We start from the raw sequence: 17,545 nt of genomic DNA on the forward strand, positions 1-17,545 counted from the left end.
CCTGTGATAGAATAGAACAAGCGGTGACGATCCATGGATGGATTAAGGCGTTGCGGCGGCTTTTTGACGTGAATCTATGAATATGGTTTTGAAAAGCAAATGCAGTGCCAGAAAAGGCTGCCAGGTAAACAGAAGCGCGGACGTCCTTTTACATAAGCATTTGCAAAATGCGGACTAAGTGACAATCGATAACGAACTTTAGGAGCAATAATATTGCTCGTTCGATACAGCGCATATAGCACACATCTCATACATCAAACACACAGATTAGGGAACAAGAAAATCGCAGCATAAGCTGCACTGAAGCAATTAATAATGCTTTGGATCGAAGGGAGTATTCATCATTGAAAGCCAAACACATGAATAAAAAGAAACGCCAAATGCTCAAAAAGAGCGTAGCCTCGGTAATGCTAATTAACATGCTTTGCATGTCTGCAGTAATGCCGGTCATGGCTGCTGCGGACAACTCCAGTCAGGTTCTGACTGCTACGGCAACAACAACGAAGACGGAAAAAGCCGTAAAGGTGCCTGGGGTAGACTCACTTGGGCTTGAGGTTAGATCAGCGGTGCTAATGGAAGCCTCAACGGGACAGATTCTACTAAATGTCGATGCGGATAAAGCGATGCCACCTGCAAGTATGACCAAGATGATGACAGAGTACATTGTCGCCGAACAAGTCAAACAAGGTAAATTCGGTTGGGACGATATTGTAACTGTTAAAAAGAATGCTGCACAAAGTATCGGGTCGCGAATTTTCCTCGCGGAAGGTGACCAGCACACAGTTAAGGATCTCTATATTGCTATGGCTGTTGGCTCTGCCAATGATGCTACGGTTGCTTTGGCTGAACATGTTGCCGGTTCGGAAGAAGCTTTCGTGAAAATGATGAATGATGAAGCGAAGCGTATGGGCATGAAGGATACGTTCTTCATCAACTCTTCGGGTCTCGACCGAGCAGATATGCCTGCTGATTTCCGCCCAGCTGAAGACAAGGAAACAGTGATGTCCGCTCTGGATGCTGCAATTCTATGCCGATACATTATTATGGATCACCCGGACTACACAGAGTTTACAACGATTCAATCCTATAAGTTCCGTCCCAATGATAAAGCTCCAATTATCAATTACAACTGGATGCTGGAAGCGAATAAAAATATAACCAATTTCAAAAGCTATGCCTATGAAGGTCTGGATGGAATGAAAACAGGCCATACCACGAACGCAGGTAATAACTTTACAGGTACAGCAGAACGTAACGGTATGCGTCTAATTAGTGTTGTTATGGGCACAGATTCGGAATCCGCACGTTTCAGAGAAACTAAAAAGGTATTGGACTATGGATTTAACAACTTTGAAGTGAAACAGGCTGTTGCGGGCAAGACCAAAGTGACGGGCTGGGAAGCGGTACCTTTGAAAAAAGGGAAAGAAACAACCGTTCCTGTTGTAACAGATAATGCGGTAAGTTTCGTTGTACCCAAAGGTACTCAGAACCTGAATGTGACGTTCAAAGCCAACGTAACTGAGGCTGACAAGTTGGTAGCACCACTCAAGGCAGGTACAAAGGTTGGTACGGTAACGTACACGTATAAAGCAGATGGAATTGAGCCACAGGAAAAAACAGTGAACTTGATCACTGCTGATGAGGCTGAAAAAGGCGGATGGTTCCGTTTGTTCTTCCGTGCTGTGAAGGATTTCTTTGTGGATCTTTTTGACGGGATTAAAAACCTGTTTTAGTCCATAACAAACTTCATGGAAAGAGTATGATTATGATTTTAATGTTTACATGGTCATATCATTGACAAAATACAAGTTATTCCGACCGGATGGATTGTATATTTACAATTTTTCCGGTAAAATATCAAGTTAGAATTCACGTATGATGAAGTGAAAAAGTACAATGTTCGTTTACCGTATGCAAGATCGTGGCTGGTAAGAGAAGGGGAATGAGCGTATGAAGATCGGCGTTTTAGCACTTCAAGGAGCTGTCACAGAGCATATTCGAAGTATTGAACGTGCTGGAGCAGAAGGTATAGCTATCAAACAGGTTCAGCAATTGGAGGACTTGGATGGTCTTATCCTTCCTGGCGGGGAAAGCACGACGATTGGTAAACTGATGCGCAAGTATGGGTTTATGGATGCCATTCGGGCGTTTGCTGCTGAGGGTAAACCGGTATTTGGTACCTGTGCTGGCTTGATCGTTATGGCTAAACACATTGCAGGGCAAGAAGAAGCTCATTTGGAGCTAATGGATATGACTGTATCCCGAAATGCATTTGGACGGCAGAGAGAGAGTTTTGAGACGGATTTGCCAGTCAAAGGTATTGAGGAAACGGTAAGGGCTGTATTTATACGGGCGCCCTTGATCGAGAGTGTCGGAGACCAGGTGGAGGTTCTCTCCACATACAAGGATGAGATTGTTACGGCTCGTCAGGGACATTTGTTGGCTTGCTCCTACCATCCGGAATTGACGGATGACTATCGTCTACATACTTATTTTGTAGACATGGCCAGATCCTACAAACACACGGTAGACTCTAAATAATGCATGATGTACAACCTATGATCTCCCGGTCATCGGATCACTTCACCAGAAGCCGTGTAAGGCCACTGGTTGGCAGTTGCATCTGAACGGATGCCTGATGTTGCCTGTATCTGCTTCATAGCGGGAATCGCAACGGAGGGTGACAAGGGGGATATAGGTTGTTTTTTGGGTTACAGGTTCCGATAAGTATATAGTAAGGTGTATACAGTAGAGTTTTGAGAATGGATTTAACATAAGGCTTCACGTTGTGAGGTTATTTAGGAGGGGTATATCGTGCTTGATGTGAAAATATTGCGGAATGAGTATGCACGTGTAGAAGAAGCATTGACTAAACGTGGCAAATCGCTGGATCTTATCGCTGGATTTACCGAGATGGATGCCAAACGTCGGGAATTGCTTCAAGAGAGTGAAACACTGAAGAGTCGTCGGAATACAGTCTCCGCGGAAGTTGCTAGACTGAAGAAGAATCGTGAGAATGCTGATGATCTGATTGTGGAGATGCGTGAAGTCTCTGATCGAATCAAAGCCATGGACGAGGAAGTTCGGGAACTGGAAGTGAAGATCAATGATCTCACAATGGCGATTCCGAACATTCCTAACGAAAGTGTACCTATTGGAGCTTCTGAAGACGACAATGTTGAAATTCGTCGTTGGGAAGAGCCGAAGTCATTTACTTTTGCACCAAAAGCACACTGGGAAATTGCACAGGATCTCGATATTCTTGATTTTGAAGCGGCTGCCAAAGTAACAGGTTCCCGTTTTACCTTTTATAAAGGTCTGGGCGCACGTCTGGAACGTGCATTGATTAACTTCATGATGGATCTGCACAGCGATCAACATGGATATGAAGAGATTCTGCCTCCATACATCGTTAATCGGGACAGCTTGTTTGGAACAGGTCAACTGCCTAAGTTCGAAGAAGACCTGTTCAAGTTGAAAGATACTGAATATTATCTGATTCCTACTGCTGAAGTTCCGGTAACGAACTACCATCGCGAAGAGATTTTGAATGTAGATCAATTGCCAAAGCACTTTGTGGCATACAGCTCTTGTTTCCGCTCTGAAGCCGGTTCGGCTGGACGGGATACACGCGGCTTGATTCGTCAGCATCAATTCAACAAAGTAGAGCTGCTCAAGCTCTCTACTCCGGAGACTTCGTATGAAGAGCTGGAGCAAATGACTCAAAATGCGGAGCGTGTGCTTCAATTGTTGGGCTTGCCGTATCGCGTCCTGACATTGTGCACGGCAGATATGGGCTTCACTTCAGCTAAAACGTATGATATTGAAGTGTGGTTGCCTGAGAGCGACACTTATCGTGAGATTTCTTCGTGCTCCAACTGTGAGGACTTCCAGGCACGTCGTGCCAATATCCGTTTCCGCAGAGAGCCAAAAGCCAAACCGGAATTTGTTCATACATTGAACGGGTCAGGATTGGCGGTTGGACGGACGGTAGCCGCTATCCTGGAGAACTATCAACAGGAAGATGGTACGGTTGTTATTCCTGAAGCATTGCGTCCTTATATGGGCGGTGCAAGTGTGATTGCACGTCGCTCTTAAGTAAGAGTTAGCCAACCATCCTCATCAAGGGGAATACAAATTCAATCCGTCATTTCGGAATGGCGGATTGGAGTGTTTTGTATAACTGAGGAAGTTGTCTGATACGGAATTATCAATTTTAATATAAAAAGGTTGCATTATAATGTCGAGATGTGGTATGATACTTTTCGTGGCAAGTTTATAAAAGTTAATTCCCTGGAGAGGTACCGAAGCGGTCATAACGGGGCGGTCTTGAAAACCGTTAGGGGGCAACTCCACGTGGGTTCGAATCCCACCCTCTCCGCCATACTACACTTATAACAAGGATTCGAGCGATCTCGCTCGGGTCCTTTTTTGCGTTGTGAGTTTGTCCAGCGTAGTGAGCATACAGGTTGGTGACCGATGTATACGTTGCTCAGTACAACGTTATATTTTGAATAAGGCTAATATGTATAAAAACATCTTCATCGCCGCACTTTATAGGAGTGGAGGTGGTAAGATGAACCGCGAGTTAAACATCGATCAGACAGAGCTTGTAGGGGCTTGGCAAGAACGTTTGCCTCAAGTCCTGAATGTTGGAGACCAGGCTCAGGTAATGGCCGATGAAGCCGATCAGCAGGCGATTCGGATACACATTGCTACAGCAGGGCACGAGATGTACTCTTTTGATTTCAAATGTGCATATGTCGATTCCCGTGAAGTCAGCGTACAGCTGATTGATGTGGAACGGGATGGACAAACGACGGATGAGCGTACAGAACCGATTCAGGAACTGGCTCACGATTATACACGGCACATTCATGAATGCGCCCAGTCGTTACAATCCCAGACGAGATAATAGCCTGAAATCTGAAGGAGTGAACTCAATTGACTAAAGCCAAAGCGGGAGTAGACAAAAACCTGCAAAATGTAGTCGATGATCTGGAGCAGCCTGCCGTAAACAGTCATCATGCCCAGCAAATTCAGCAAGATATTAATGATCGCCGTCATCAGGATGCACTGAATCATGACAAAACGGAAGATAGGGACCCATCCCATTCCTAACAATGATGAGGGGGCAATAATATGAGCAAACCAAAAACAATTCCCGTACCGGAAGCACAAGCATCCGAACAGCATCGTCATTCATCCAAACGCTCTTCCATGCAGGAACCATTATCCGGTTCCAAAAAAGTAAAAAATCAAAATCATGTGGATCATTTGAATCCTCAAGGTTAATAGAAGAAACAGATTCACGCAAAAGTCCCTTGTTACCTAACAAGGGATTTTTGCGTATTCATACATATATAAAGACAGGCACATGGTTATTCCCAAAGCTGACATAGGTCTTTGTAGCCATTTTAAAGAGGAAAGATCACATTTTTCCCAAATTAGGTTTCGGTATCTGGTGATATGGTATATCATTGATATTGAATTACTTTTTTTTGGGGTTATCACGAGAGGAGAGAAACAAATGACTAAACGTATGGGGGCGCTTCTTCTCACGTTGCTGTTGACCGTATCTATGGCATTAACAGCATGTAGTAGCAAGCAGGAACCAAAAGAGGCATTGAAGACGGCTGCGGCCAATGCTTCCAAATTGACTTCGTATGAAATGAGTTCTAATTTCACTATTAATGAATTGAGCTATAAACCTGGGGATGCTTCACAAACTGATCCTACCATGAGTCAGTTTATGAGCATGCTGAAGGATGCTCAGTTGAATGTAACAGGTGTATACCAAAGTGAGCCAATGCAGACAGAGATGACTCTTGGCATCGAGCTTAAAGGCGACATGGGTATGACCTTTAACATCCCAATGGTGATGACGGCAGAGAAACTCTATGTGAAAGTGCCGAATATTCCGTTCTTCCCGATTCCGGAGAATGTTGTTAACAAGTTCCTGGAGCTTGACCTGAAAGAACTGGCTGAGCAAGAGGGTACAGAATGGAACCCTGATGCTATGGACGCAGCCAAAACGCAAAAGCTGAGCAACGAAGTCATGGACGCAGTGCTGAGCGAGTACGATCAAGCTAAATTCTTCAAAAATCTAGACACCAAAGATGCAAAACTTCCTGAAGGTGTAGATGCGAAGCAAGTTGTACAATTCTCGGTGAATAATGACAATGTTAAAGAAGCAGTTACTGTACTGGTAACAAAAGCTATGCCTAAAGTATTGGATATTCTGTCCAAAGAGGAATATCGTGAAATGCTGCAAATGGATCAGGCTGATATCGACAAAGCTAAAGAAGATCTGAAGATCACTGAAGCAGATCAGGCTGAAATGGCTAAAGACTTGGATAAATTGAAAGATGTTCTGACAATCAACCAATTCAACATCGATTTCGCATTGGACAAAAACGACTTCCCTGTATATCAAAAGATGGTCGCTGATGTGCTGATCAAGCCAGAAGGTACAAAAGACGAAGTGAAATTGGCATTTACCGGTTCCAATACGTACACTAAGATTAACGAAAAAGCAGCATTCAAAATCAACATCCCTACTGGCGATGACGTAATTACTATGCAAGAGTTCGAAGAACTGATGAACGCTTCATACGGATACTAATCTCGCTGAGTTCAAACCGTCTGTGATTCAAGTGAAGGATAATATCCTTCCGCTTGGGTACAGGCGTTTTTTTTTGTTAGACAGCGTAAGAGGGGATATACGCAAAATAATTGATCTTTGAAGTTGAATCGTGGCTGGTGATCTATATAAATAAAACCGCACTCTCTCCTACATAACTAGAGTAGTGCGGTTTTGTACATTAAATTTGTATATTGTTGAATTGGGAATACAGACAGCTTTATTGGGAAGCTTCTAAATCAATTAATTCTTAAGTTCGTCCAAGTCTTCAGCAAGTACAGCATAGATCTGATGATCCTGATATTTGCCGTTGATCTTGAGGTATTTGCGCGCAGTACCTTCAAACTGGAATCCGTTCTTCTCCAGTACGCGCTGTGAACCTTTGTTGGAGGGCAATACTGCAGCCTGAATCCGATTTAACTTTAGCGCACGGAAGCCATAAGCTACGGCCAGTTTAACCGCTGCTGTCATTCGTCCGCCACCCTGATAATCTGGATGGATAAAGTAACCCATATCCGCATAATTGGCAACGCCCAATACGACATTGTTGATACTTACTTGTCCAATCAACAGGCTGTCTTTAATGGTATAGATTCCAAATTGATATCCTGTACCATCTTCTGCTGCCTTGACCCGATCCTCAATCCGCCGAGTCTGAGCATCCAGTGTATAGAATTCATCGTCTCGCACGGGTTCTACAGACTGGTAGGGGACGCGTGTGACCTGAATCAGGTCCAAATAGGACTGTGTATCTTGGGGTGTGAGCAACCGAAGGCTTATGCCATTGGCTGTATCATAGAGTGTTAGTGCCATTACAGCACACTTCCTTTCTAATTGGGATGTTTGTAGTCGGTGACTACTTAAACTTTTGGCGCAGACTTCTGAAAAATTGAGTTAGCATCGTGGAGCATTCAGGTTGGAGAATATCCGCAATAACCTCGGTGCGATGGTTAAAACGCGGCTCCTGTAACAGGTTCATCAGTGTACCTGCACAGCCTGCCTTGGGATCAGCCGTACCATAGATAACGCGGGGAACTCTGGATTGTACAATTGCACCTGCACACATTGGACAAGGTTCCAGTGTGACGTACAGAGAACAATCCAACAAACGCCAAGCTCCGATGGTCTCGCTGGCCTGACGAATAGCCACCATCTCTGCATGGGCGGTGGAATCCAGTGTAGTTTCACGCAGATTGTATCCCCGACCAATAATTTGGTTATTTTGTACGATTACAGCTCCAATCGGCACTTCCCCGAGAGCTTCAGCCTTGTAGGCCTCGGCAATGGCCTCTCGCATCCAGTGCTCATGTTGAGCCTCTTCAGATAAATTCCCAAGATCGGGCTGGGGAGAATGGTCATTCATTACTATATAACTCCTTCCAAAATCGTTTATTCAGCGAACAAATATTCGGGTTGTTAACATGTTGTGTATAGAATTGTGGATAACCGTGTAGTTGCTCACATAGTTATAAACAAACTATCCACAAGCCTGTGGGTATGTGGATAAATATAGTGATTAATTTCATTGTAGAGTTCGAAAATGCAAAAAACAACGAATTTCGAGCTTTTCAGTCATTCGGTAACTTTTGGACACAGGTCAATTATCCTTTTCAAAAAGACATACAAGCGTTATGATGGAGATAGGTTTTGCCATATATCGCCAGAGGGTACAAGCCGAGAGGTGAACAAAAAAACTTGTCTATTAAAACGAAATTATCCATGATTATGTCGTGCTCAGTGCTGGTTATTTTAGTGTTGAATATCGCACTGAGTTATTATACTACAGAAGAGAATCTGAGGCAGGACAGTGAAACCAAGATGGTGCTCACTGCAAAGCAGATTGCAATTGCTGTCGAACAGAATCAATACAGTTCGGATTATGTAAAACGGCAGATTGGAAACAATCTGTGGCTTGCTGCTGTCATGGCAGCGGAAGAATTGGACCCGGATATTAATAATATCACAAATGAAGAACTTGTACGCTTGAGCCAAAAGGTCGGCGTCTCACATATTTCGTTAATGGAGCAGACGGATGATGACATCGTTGTTAACCGCTCCTCAGATCCGAGAGAAATCGGGCTGTCCACCAAATCCATGACTTATTGGTATCAGGCCTTTAAGCAATTATTCGAAAAACAACAGGTGACGATTCCCCAAGGACAGAAGTTGGAGCATTTCTGGTCAGATGGATTCGAATATTCGACATCCAGTCCTTCGGATATTGATATCTGGGGTTACTACCATGATGGAAAGAGAAACTACATAATCAATCCCTTCTATAATAATACGGAAGTTGATGACTATGTGAAAATCTCTAGTCCGGATGAGATTTTAAATAAAATTCGTGAGGTCAATCCCTCCATTCTGGAGATTACAGGCATCAATCCGTTGACTTTTGGTAGCCCGAACATGAGTGATGACGGAAGAGATTCGAACTTTAGCAAGTTGAATAACAGACCGATTCGTTTTGGTACATACCAGTATGGTTCTACGAATGAGGATCATCGTGCTGTGGTGCGCGCCATTCGAACAGGGCAAAATGTATCTTTTGTCAGTGAAACGCACGAACAGAAGGTACTGAAGAGTTTTATTCCCATTTTCACACCCAATCAGTCTTCCTATGTGATCAGTATTGTCATGGACTATAAGCAAATATCCTCCATGGTATCTGAGCAGTTGGTGAGCCATGCCTCCATATCGTTGGTTTTGCTGGAGATTGTGATCTTTGGCAGCTATTTGCTCGCAGGGTATATTACGCGTCCAATCCAATCCATACTGGGCAAGGTGAATGATGTAGCGGACGGGCACTTTGATTTCCGTCTGAAAGTACGGAGGAAGGATGAACTTGGCCAGCTGGCCAATCGTATTAATGCCATGATTCGTAATCTGGGCCATTATACGAGCCGTCTGAAACAGATGTATGAAGAGAATCGGGCGGTGAAAGAACATCTGGAGTCCATTATAAATCAGACAGCGGACGCCATTCACATTACGGATCTTGAAGGAAAAGTGCTGCGGGTTAACCGCGCATTTGAACAATTATATGGCTTTCGAAGTCGTGAGGTGGAAGGTCGTAATCTGAAGATCATCCCGCCAGAGGCAGAAGAAGAAATGAAACGTCAGCATGCCCAACTCGTTGAGGGGATGTCCATTACGTCCAACGAAACTACCTGGATGAAGAAAGACGGGACCCGAGTAGAGGTCAGTGTCAGTACGGCTCCGGTACGAGACGAGGCTGGAGAGATTACCGCGCTCATTAGTGTCTCCAGGGACATTACAAGCCGTAATCGGATGGAAGAGCTGCTGAGACGTTCTGAGAAGCTAACAACCGTGGGCCAGCTTGCAGCAGGTGTGGCACATGAGATTCGTAATCCACTGACCACGCTGCGCGGATTCCTGCAGTTACAGCAAGAGAGCAACAAGCTGAATCATCGTCATCTGGATCTGATGTTATCGGAGCTGGATCGAATCAACCTTATTGTTGGTGAATTTCTGATTCTGGCGAAACCGCAGGCGGTTCATTTTCAGAATCGGGATATTCGTTTTATTCTTGGCGATGTCATCTCGTTACTGGATAGTCAGGCGCATCTGCATGGTGTAGAATTTGTACTGCGTGCCTCATCCGATTCGGCTATGGTACACTGTGAAGAGAACCAATTGAAGCAGGTATTCATCAATTTGCTGAAAAATGGTATGGAGGCCATGCCAAATGGAGGAAACATCCATATCAAGCTCAAGCATGACGAGCAATCGAAACGCGTCAGAATTGAGATCAGGGATGAAGGGATCGGTATCCCGGAAGAGATGATGCCCAAGCTTGGGGAGCCTTTCTTTACGAATAAAGAGTCTGGAACAGGGCTTGGCCTGATGGTCAGTCAGCGCATTATTCAATCACATAAGGGCATGATGGATATTAAAAGCGTCATGAACAAGGGAACAACGGTTATTATTGAACTGCCTGCATCCGAGCAACAACCGGAAGTTATTGAGGTAGATCAGGTAACAGATGACACACTTACAGATGAAGAGAAATAGATGAGGTGAGATTACCTTTTGCGTATTAATAAATTTATTAGTGAAACAGGTTATTGCTCCCGGCGTGAAGCCGACAAGTTGGTGGATAGTGGTCAGGTAACCATTAATGGAGTTAAGGCTGAACTGGGCAGTCAGGCAGAAGAGGGCGACGATGTACGAATCAATGGCAAGCCAATCAAGGAAAAGAGAAAACACGTATATATCGCGCTGAATAAACCGATCGGGATCACAAGTACAACCGAGCAGCATATTCAGGGCAATATCGTTGATTTTGTCGGGCACGATGAACGTATCTTTCCTATTGGACGTCTGGATAAGGACTCGGAAGGTTTGATCCTGATGACCAATGATGGTGATATCGTTAACCGGATTCTTAGATCAGAAGGGCGCCATGAGAAAGAGTATATCGTTACTGTTGATCGATCTGTAACCCCGAGTTTCCTTAGAGGTATGAGCACTGGGGTGAAGATCCTGGGTGAAATGACCCTGCCTTGTACAGTGACCCGGATGACGGATCGAGTATTCCGTATCATCCTGACTGAAGGAAAGAACCGTCAGATTCGGCGGATGTGTAGTGCCTTTGGTTACGAGGTTCGTAAGTTGAAGCGTATTCGGATCATGAACATCCATCTTGGAGAAATGGTGACAGGTTCATGGAGAGAGCTTACCCCTGCTGAAAAAGCGGAGCTGGGCGGTCTGCTAGACTATTCACTGGAATAGTTGGTTCGAGTTCGACTAATTTAACCGATTAAAGCTCTGCTTTCCGAAAAGGAGCGCAGGGCTTTTTTTCGGAAAGCAGAGTTAATGAAGACTAGTCAATAATACCGAATAGTAAGGAAATATGTAGATGAACCAGGCATAAGCCTTATATAAACCCAAAAGACCGTTCTCCTTGTACCTGGAGAACGGTCTTTGCTTAATGAATCGCTGCAGGCCTCTAGTTTCCTCCGCCAACGGCTTTTACATTTGTATTGTTACTTTGATACTTCCGAATGATAGATACCTCTACACGGCGATTCTGTGCCCGTCCCGTATTGGTGTCATTGCTGGCAATTGGGTGATACTCTCCATAACCACTTGGTGTGAATTTGGAAGGGTCCAATTGCGAGTTCAGCAACAGGATTTTCAGGAAGTTGAGCGCACGATCTGCGCTTAGATCCCAGTTATCCTTATATTGGTTATTCGAAATGGGAATATTATCGGTATGACCGGATACAACCACTTCATATTCAGGGAACTCCTGCAGCATGCTTGAGATTGCTTTGGCCAGGGATCGTGATTCAGGCTTCACATCTGCTCGGCCTGAGGAGAACAAGGCGTTATCACTGATGGTGATCTTCAATTCAGACTGATTCAGCTTGGTGTTCAGCTGGTCTGAAAGTCCGTTCTTCGAGATATATTTGTCGAGTCGCTCTTTGAGTTTCTCCAGGTCTTCTTGTTCTTTCTTAGCCATCTGTGCATCTGTAATCTGAGCTGGTGTTTTCTTGGTGATTTCTGTAGGTTCCTGTTTGTTCTTACCCAAATCAGCACCTGGCGTATCCGGATTCATGGACGAATGGTCCAGAATCCCGGAACCTCCATTTAATGCACTGTTTAGTGCGGAAGCCATCTGCTCGAACTTAGCTGCATCGATTGAACTCATACCGAACAATACAATAAACAGAGCGAGCAACAAGGTCATCAAGTCGGAATAGGGAAGCAACCAGCTCTCGTCTATATGCTCTTCATGTGGTTCGTGCTTCTTAGCCTTTTTCACCTGGTGATCCCTCCTTCTCTTCCAGTTGTTTACGTTCGGAAGGTGTCAGGAATACGGATAACTTTTGGTTGATGGCGATGGTGGAGACACCGGATTGTATGGATAACAGTCCTTCAACCATCATCAGCTTGATCTCCATTTCTTGCTTGGACATCCGTTTCAGCTTGTTAGACATCGGGTGCCATAACACGTAACCACTAAATATACCAAGGAGTGTTGCGATAAATGCTGCCGCAATCGCATGGGAGAGTTTCTCCATGTCACTGAGATCGGCAAGTGCTGCGATGAGACCTACAACGGCCCCGAGAACCCCGAGCGTTGGTGCGTACATCCCCGCCTGAGCGAAGATCAAGGCACTGCCACGGTGGCGCTCCTCTGTAGCATGAATATCTTCCATGAGCACATCACTTACAAATTCCTGATCGTTGCCGTCTATAATCATACGCATACCGCCACGAAGGAACTGATCGTCAATCTCTTCTACTTTTGATTCCAGTGCAAGCAAACCTTCACGACGGGTAGTGGAAGCCCAATCCATAAATGTGCCGATCAGGGATACGCGATCAATAAGTACTTGATTTTTGAAAACAATCCCGAAAAGCTTAGGGATTTTCTTAACTTCAGACATCGGAAATGCGATAAAGATGGTTCCTGCTGTACCAACAAAGATAATAATGTAGGCTGCGGGATTGTTAACCAGGTTGATTAAGGGCGCACCCTTCAAGAACATACCAAATACAAGGGAGACCAGCCCCAAAATTAGTCCAATAATCGTTGAAATGTTCATCATACACCTCATCCATGAGATAAAATTGAATCCTTTCAAGCGGCTGTGTTCGGGCTTCCGGACGAATTTTTGGCCGCAATCCGTTCAATGTTAGGCATTCCTTACGGTTGCTAAAACAGTTAAAACGGTCATATATGTATTTATCGACCAGAAGGCCTTTTTTTTTAAGGGCTATTTTCAGGTATAATAAGATCAAATCCGCTCCTTAGGGGCCGAATAGGAGTGAAAAGCCAATGGGCGTAAAGCATGGACGGGATTATGAAGGAATTTTGACAGATCTGACAACGGCAATCGGACGCATACCGGATCGGTATGTTTTCTTTGAAATGGACGCGGAAGAGTGGGGGAGACTGGCTGCATCTGACCAACTTGAAGTGGATGAGGCGTTGGCGGAGGATCTGTTCTATGCGCTGGGCGAGGAGTCCGTTATTCCGGTTGGAAGTGGCGTGGTCATCCATGATAAGGAACAGCACCGCATTCATATTTTGATCGGGGAAGAAGAGTTGACATTTGTACCTTTAATTTAGTGTGTTTACATGCATTTTCAGGGGTGTGAATGGAATTGGAATTCCCCTCAAAGCCTTATGGTTATTGGTTCTATGCCATGTAGTTGATTGGATTTTGAAGCTTGTCCGTGGTAAGATGTTAGTCGTGAAATGGGCCAACCGCATGGCGGTGAGCCTGGCCTTTGAGGTTGCTGTTGATTGCGCCGAAGGTGTCGGTGGTTATACGGACGCATGTCTGTAATGTACCATCCTATGGGGAGGAAGATAACGCATGGTTTTTTCGCAAGAGGAAGTCGAAGCTCATCTGGGAAGGCTGGAAGGCTGGGAACTGGAAGAGGGACGGTGGATTGTACGTAAATTCGTGTTCTCCAACTACATGAAAGGGATTGCATTTGTGGATGAGGTCGCTGCGATCTCGGAAGCATTCAATCATCATCCTTTTATTACGATTGATTATACAACGGTTACGCTGCGTCTCACATCATGGGATGCGGGTGGTATTACATCTGTAGATATCAAGGAAGCAGGGCAATATAACGAAGCTTATGACAAAATGAGGTCGCAATAACGAGGTCGGTTATTATCACGCGGCCAGAAGTGAGTGAACCATACATGTCAGACTATAATCAGAAACAACCTCTTATTGCTGTCGTAGGCAGTCTCAATATGGATCTTGTGGTGAAGACAGACACAATTCCGGAAGAGGGAGAGACGGTGAGCGGTGAGGAGCTGCATTATCTCGCTGGTGGCAAAGGGGCCAACCAGGCTGTTGCCGCTGCGCGTCTGGGTGGACAGACTACGATGATTGGCGCGGTGGGATCGGACGGTTTTGGCGAACGTCTGCTGCACAGTCTGACGGAAAGTGGTGCAGATGCCTCGCGGGTTCGCATATTGGAAGAAACGGTAACAGGGACGGCTTCCATCTGGCTCTCTCGGGGAGACAACCGGATTATTGTTATTCCTGGTGCGAATGGGAAAGTGGTGCCTGAGATGCTGGAAGAGGCGGATACGGTAAAAAGCCTGACTGCAGCCGCAGCGGTGCTGCTGCAGCTGGAGATCCCGCTGCCAGCGGTTACCCGCGCCGCCCAACTGGCGGCTGAAGGCAGCGCACTGGTGGTGCTCAACCCGGCTCCCGCGGTGCCGGGTCTGCCCCAGGAGCTCCTGCGGTGCGTCGACGTTGTCACGCCGAACCGCAGTGAGCTTGCCGTGCTTACCGGCCGGGATCATCTCCGGCCGGAAGACCTGGATGCGGCGGTCGCAGAGCTCGCCGCATCCCTCGGGGCCGCTGTCGTCACGACGCTCGGCCCCGAGGGGGCTGTGTACGCGGCGCCGCCTGGTGGCCGCGTACAAGCAGGGCGTGCCGGCGCGTGCCGTGCGCCCGGCTACGCCGTAAGCGCCGTCGATACGACCGGCGCTGGCGATTGCTTCAACGGCGCGCTGGCGGTAGCTCTCGCGCGCGGTGAGACTTTGGACGCGGCCGTAGGCTTTGCCATGGGTGCGGCGGCGTTATCCGTGACAAAGCTCGGCGCCCAGTCCGGGATGCCGTACGCACGTGAAGTTGAGGCCTTTTTGGCTGAGCATGCCGCAGAGGCTTAATAATTGATATAACAAAGAGGCTCTTATTCTCCGAAAAGGGGATTAAGCGCCTCTTTGTTATGCGTGTGCAGAGATTATTTCTTCTCTGACAGCCACATGGCGATATTTGCAATCTCTTCGTCCTGCAGTTTGCCCTTGAAGGAAGGCATACCACCTTTACCTTTGACAATCGTAGAATAGATCTTCTCCAGATCATCCTGGCTGCCGATGTTAGCCAGAGCAGGTCCTACGCCACCTTGAAGCTGATCCCCGTGACAGGAGATACAATTGGCTTTGACCAGTGCTTCAGCCTGTCCGGCATCCAATGTTACTTCCGGCATGGTTGGCTTGGCTTCTTCAGCCACTTCTTCTTTCCCTGGAAGCGTAAACATTAAAACAATAGCTAAAGCGCATGCTGCAAAAAATACTCCGCTCATGATCCATTTGTGCATCCCTTATGTCCCCTCCAGAATGAAAGATCATCTAACCTGAAACTATCCATATCATTATAACGGAACCTGTACTGACATCATAGCATTTTGTGGGAATTTTTTGAACTAATCACATAACAAGGGGCAAATTTGGTTGTTTTGCAATGGATTCTAACCGCGAGGCCCTTCATAAACCATACAGTGAAAGGGCTTCAAGCCGGTTGGGGTCTGCCGTTCGTATGTATCATGGGTGACAAATCCACTCTTCAGATAGACTTGAATGGCACGAGCATTCCAAGTGAGTACTTCCAGATCAATCTCATTCGTGGGATTTCGGCGAATGGCTTCTTGTACAATGGCAGTGACAAAAGCTGTCCCTTGACCCTGACCACACAGCTCTGGATGCATGCCAAGGCCAATCCGGGTTACCCCTTGAAGTGGGAAGTATTGAGCAAACCCACATATACGATCGTTCTGATCCAGGACGCTCGCATATTGCTCCTGCCGCAGCTGTGCATCTCCGAATTCCACTTCCAGAGCTTTCATCTGCTCCCAGGGGAGCCAGCTGTAGATATTGTAAGGCGGATCATACTGCCAACTGCAGATAAGCTCCGCATGTTCTTCTCGCATGGGTACAACGTGAAACGTCACAGGGGTTTCCTTCATACACCTGCATGCTCCTTTCCTTGAAACAGAACTCTTTGTCCACTCTACAAAAGTGATGTTCATTTAGCAAGTCTTCCTTCCCAAGAAAAAAAATGAAACAAAAGTTCCGGTAATTTCGTTTATATTATAACGGGATGGGTAAAAACATCATAAGGGCACGGACGAACGAACGCAAAATGAACCTGTTGATGTCGCAGGATATGCCCCGAGTATAACTTGCAACATGAATAAGGATTGAAGCACAAAAAAACCGCCGGATACATTCCTGCGGAGAATGTACCGGGCGGTTCTGTTATGCTTCTTGCTTCGTTCCAGTATGTTTAATGGTTACAGCATCATGTTGCTCAGCTTGTCCCTAGTCAAGGGCCAGTGATTCATATGCGTCCGTGCTCATAATCCGTTTTGCGCCAACATAACGATTGGCCCAATAGTTTTCACTCAATGCACTGATCGTAACGCCTTTGGAAGAAGAGGAGTGTGCGAACTTTCCATCCCCTACAAAAATTCCTACATGGGATACGCCTTTACCTGTTGTATTAAAGAACACCAGATCGCCAGCTCTCATTTCCATGCGGGATACGGAATCGCCCATGTCGAATTGGGAACTGGATTGGCGTGCTAAATCAATACCCAACTTGTCGAATACATACCGTGTAAATCCGGAGCAGTCAAAGCCGTTGAGCGTTGTTCCTCCACTTTGATATGTAGTTCCCATTGCTGAATCAATTACTTTGTCCATCTTTGAATCTGCGAATGCGCTACCTGCACCAAGCGATAAAGCGAATGTGATGCTAAGTACAGCTGCGGTTAATTTCTTCTTGAACAAGAGATATTCCCCTTCCAACGCCTGCGAGGTTAGCTTAAGGATTCGGTTGAAGGTCCCCTATGATCCCTCTGTAGCAAGATCAATTCACCCATAACTGGTTCCCCCGCTTCCCAGGTGCCAGGAATTTGGCTATGCTAGTTATGCACCTGCGAAATCAAGAAATGACGATTTAATTTTAAGTAGTTACAAATATGAATGTAAATATTACAAAGTTGTTACTAAAAACTCACTGCGATTATTGTAACAGAGGAGTACGGCTTTGGCAACGTTTAGCAACAAATTTAGCAAAAAAAACCTCGACCTTTGACGGGGAAAGGTTG

At 45.8% G+C, this 17,545-nt stretch carries 19 protein-coding genes, 1 tRNA gene and 1 riboswitch; of the genes, 13 read left to right on the top strand and 7 right to left on the bottom strand.

From position 1 onward, the window contains the following. Nucleotides 1–344 precede the first annotated feature (344 nt). The 8 genes from MKY01_RS00430 to MKY01_RS00465 all read left to right on the top strand — a co-directional run bounded on the left by MKY01_RS00430 (nucleotide 345) and on the right by MKY01_RS00465 (nucleotide 6,625). Nucleotides 345–1,733 (top strand): D-alanyl-D-alanine carboxypeptidase family protein, encoded by a 1,389-nt coding sequence (locus MKY01_RS00430; protein WP_339284958.1) that lies wholly within the window; start codon nucleotides 345–347, stop codon nucleotides 1,731–1,733. Nucleotides 1,734–1,950: 217 nt separating this feature from the next. Next, entirely contained in the window at nucleotides 1,951–2,541 is a 591-nt protein-coding gene (gene pdxT / locus MKY01_RS00435) for a pyridoxal 5'-phosphate synthase glutaminase subunit PdxT (protein WP_036671585.1), read from the top strand. A 273-nt stretch (nucleotides 2,542–2,814) separates the two neighbouring features. Then, on the top strand, nucleotides 2,815–4,098 hold the full coding sequence (serS, locus tag MKY01_RS00440) for a serine--tRNA ligase (protein ID WP_076254817.1): 1,284 nt from the start codon (nucleotides 2,815–2,817) through the stop codon (nucleotides 4,096–4,098). Between the two features lie 197 nt (nucleotides 4,099–4,295). After that, a tRNA-Ser gene (locus MKY01_RS00445) sits at nucleotides 4,296–4,384 on the top strand. 192 nt (nucleotides 4,385–4,576) lie between these two features. Then, a complete protein-coding gene (locus MKY01_RS00450) occupies nucleotides 4,577–4,915 on the top strand; it encodes a hypothetical protein (RefSeq protein ID WP_076254819.1) in 339 nt (112 codons plus the stop codon). A gap of 29 nt (nucleotides 4,916–4,944) precedes the next feature. Further along, entirely contained in the window at nucleotides 4,945–5,121 is a 177-nt protein-coding gene (locus MKY01_RS00455; protein WP_017691325.1) for a hypothetical protein, read from the top strand. Between the two features lie 21 nt (nucleotides 5,122–5,142). Next, nucleotides 5,143–5,295 (top strand): small acid-soluble spore protein P, encoded by a 153-nt coding sequence (locus tag MKY01_RS00460; protein WP_036607296.1) that lies wholly within the window; start codon nucleotides 5,143–5,145, stop codon nucleotides 5,293–5,295. Nucleotides 5,296–5,530: 235 nt separating this feature from the next. Then, on the top strand, nucleotides 5,531–6,625 hold the full coding sequence (locus MKY01_RS00465; protein ID WP_127551373.1) for a hypothetical protein: 1,095 nt from the start codon (nucleotides 5,531–5,533) through the stop codon (nucleotides 6,623–6,625). 261 nt (nucleotides 6,626–6,886) lie between these two features. Here the strand turns inward: MKY01_RS00465 and MKY01_RS00470 are convergent, their stop codons facing one another. Then, a complete protein-coding gene (locus tag MKY01_RS00470) occupies nucleotides 6,887–7,456 on the bottom strand; it encodes a GNAT family protein (protein ID WP_339284960.1) in 570 nt (189 codons plus the stop codon). A gap of 43 nt (nucleotides 7,457–7,499) precedes the next feature. Then, complete coding sequence (tadA, locus tag MKY01_RS00475) at nucleotides 7,500–8,006, bottom strand: tRNA adenosine(34) deaminase TadA (RefSeq protein ID WP_339284962.1); 507 nt, start codon at nucleotides 8,004–8,006, stop codon at nucleotides 7,500–7,502. A 332-nt stretch (nucleotides 8,007–8,338) separates the two neighbouring features. Here tadA and MKY01_RS00480 point away from each other — a divergent pair, with 332 nt between their 5' ends. Continuing rightward, nucleotides 8,339–10,678: an ATP-binding protein gene (locus MKY01_RS00480; protein WP_339284964.1), complete on the top strand. Its 2,340-nt coding sequence runs from the start codon at nucleotides 8,339–8,341 to the stop codon at nucleotides 10,676–10,678. A gap of 18 nt (nucleotides 10,679–10,696) precedes the next feature. Beyond that, a complete protein-coding gene (locus tag MKY01_RS00485; protein ID WP_339284965.1) occupies nucleotides 10,697–11,398 on the top strand; it encodes a pseudouridine synthase in 702 nt (233 codons plus the stop codon). Nucleotides 11,399–11,615: 217 nt separating this feature from the next. Here MKY01_RS00485 and motB read toward each other — a convergent pair whose 3' ends face one another. Both motB and motA read right to left on the bottom strand, forming a co-directional pair. Next, entirely contained in the window at nucleotides 11,616–12,434 is an 819-nt protein-coding gene (gene motB, locus MKY01_RS00490; RefSeq protein WP_036607292.1) for a flagellar motor protein MotB, read from the bottom strand. Further along, nucleotides 12,421–13,221 (bottom strand): flagellar motor stator protein MotA, encoded by an 801-nt coding sequence (motA, locus tag MKY01_RS00495; protein WP_036607291.1) that lies wholly within the window; start codon nucleotides 13,219–13,221, stop codon nucleotides 12,421–12,423. The genes motB and motA overlap by 14 nt, the downstream gene beginning before the upstream one ends. Nucleotides 13,222–13,454: 233 nt before the next feature. Between motA and MKY01_RS00500 the strand changes: the two genes are divergently transcribed. The 3 genes from MKY01_RS00500 to rbsK all read left to right on the top strand — a co-directional run bounded on the left by MKY01_RS00500 (nucleotide 13,455) and on the right by rbsK (nucleotide 15,323). After that, the gene (locus MKY01_RS00500; protein WP_036607290.1) at nucleotides 13,455–13,748 is read left to right on the top strand and encodes a hypothetical protein; all 294 of its coding nucleotides are present in this window, start codon (nucleotides 13,455–13,457) and stop codon (nucleotides 13,746–13,748) included. Between the two features lie 250 nt (nucleotides 13,749–13,998). Continuing rightward, nucleotides 13,999–14,295, top strand: coding sequence for a 4a-hydroxytetrahydrobiopterin dehydratase (locus tag MKY01_RS00505; RefSeq protein ID WP_017691315.1), 297 nt, complete (start codon nucleotides 13,999–14,001; stop codon nucleotides 14,293–14,295). A 44-nt stretch (nucleotides 14,296–14,339) separates the two neighbouring features. After that, nucleotides 14,340–15,323 (top strand): ribokinase, encoded by a 984-nt coding sequence (gene rbsK, locus MKY01_RS00510; RefSeq protein ID WP_339284968.1) that lies wholly within the window; start codon nucleotides 14,340–14,342, stop codon nucleotides 15,321–15,323. A gap of 74 nt (nucleotides 15,324–15,397) precedes the next feature. Here rbsK and MKY01_RS00515 read toward each other — a convergent pair whose 3' ends face one another. The 3 genes from MKY01_RS00515 to MKY01_RS00525 all read right to left on the bottom strand — a co-directional run bounded on the left by MKY01_RS00515 (nucleotide 15,398) and on the right by MKY01_RS00525 (nucleotide 17,189). Further along, nucleotides 15,398–15,754, bottom strand: a complete 357-nt coding sequence (locus MKY01_RS00515; RefSeq protein WP_036607288.1) for a cytochrome c — start codon at nucleotides 15,752–15,754, stop codon at nucleotides 15,398–15,400. 150 nt (nucleotides 15,755–15,904) lie between these two features. Further along, nucleotides 15,905–16,399 (bottom strand): GNAT family protein, encoded by a 495-nt coding sequence (locus MKY01_RS00520; protein WP_101315108.1) that lies wholly within the window; start codon nucleotides 16,397–16,399, stop codon nucleotides 15,905–15,907. Between the two features lie 355 nt (nucleotides 16,400–16,754). Further along, nucleotides 16,755–17,189: a C40 family peptidase gene (locus tag MKY01_RS00525; RefSeq protein ID WP_241230808.1), complete on the bottom strand. Its 435-nt coding sequence runs from the start codon at nucleotides 17,187–17,189 to the stop codon at nucleotides 16,755–16,757. 39 nt (nucleotides 17,190–17,228) lie between these two features. Then, a riboswitch (cyclic di-AMP (ydaO/yuaA leader) is annotated at nucleotides 17,229–17,366 on the bottom strand. Between the last annotated feature and the right edge of the window lie 179 nt (nucleotides 17,367–17,545).

The sequence above is a fragment of the Paenibacillus sp. FSL R5-0486 genome, assembly GCF_037975155.1.
Classification (GTDB): Bacteria; Bacillota; Bacilli; order Paenibacillales; family Paenibacillaceae; genus Paenibacillus; species Paenibacillus amylolyticus.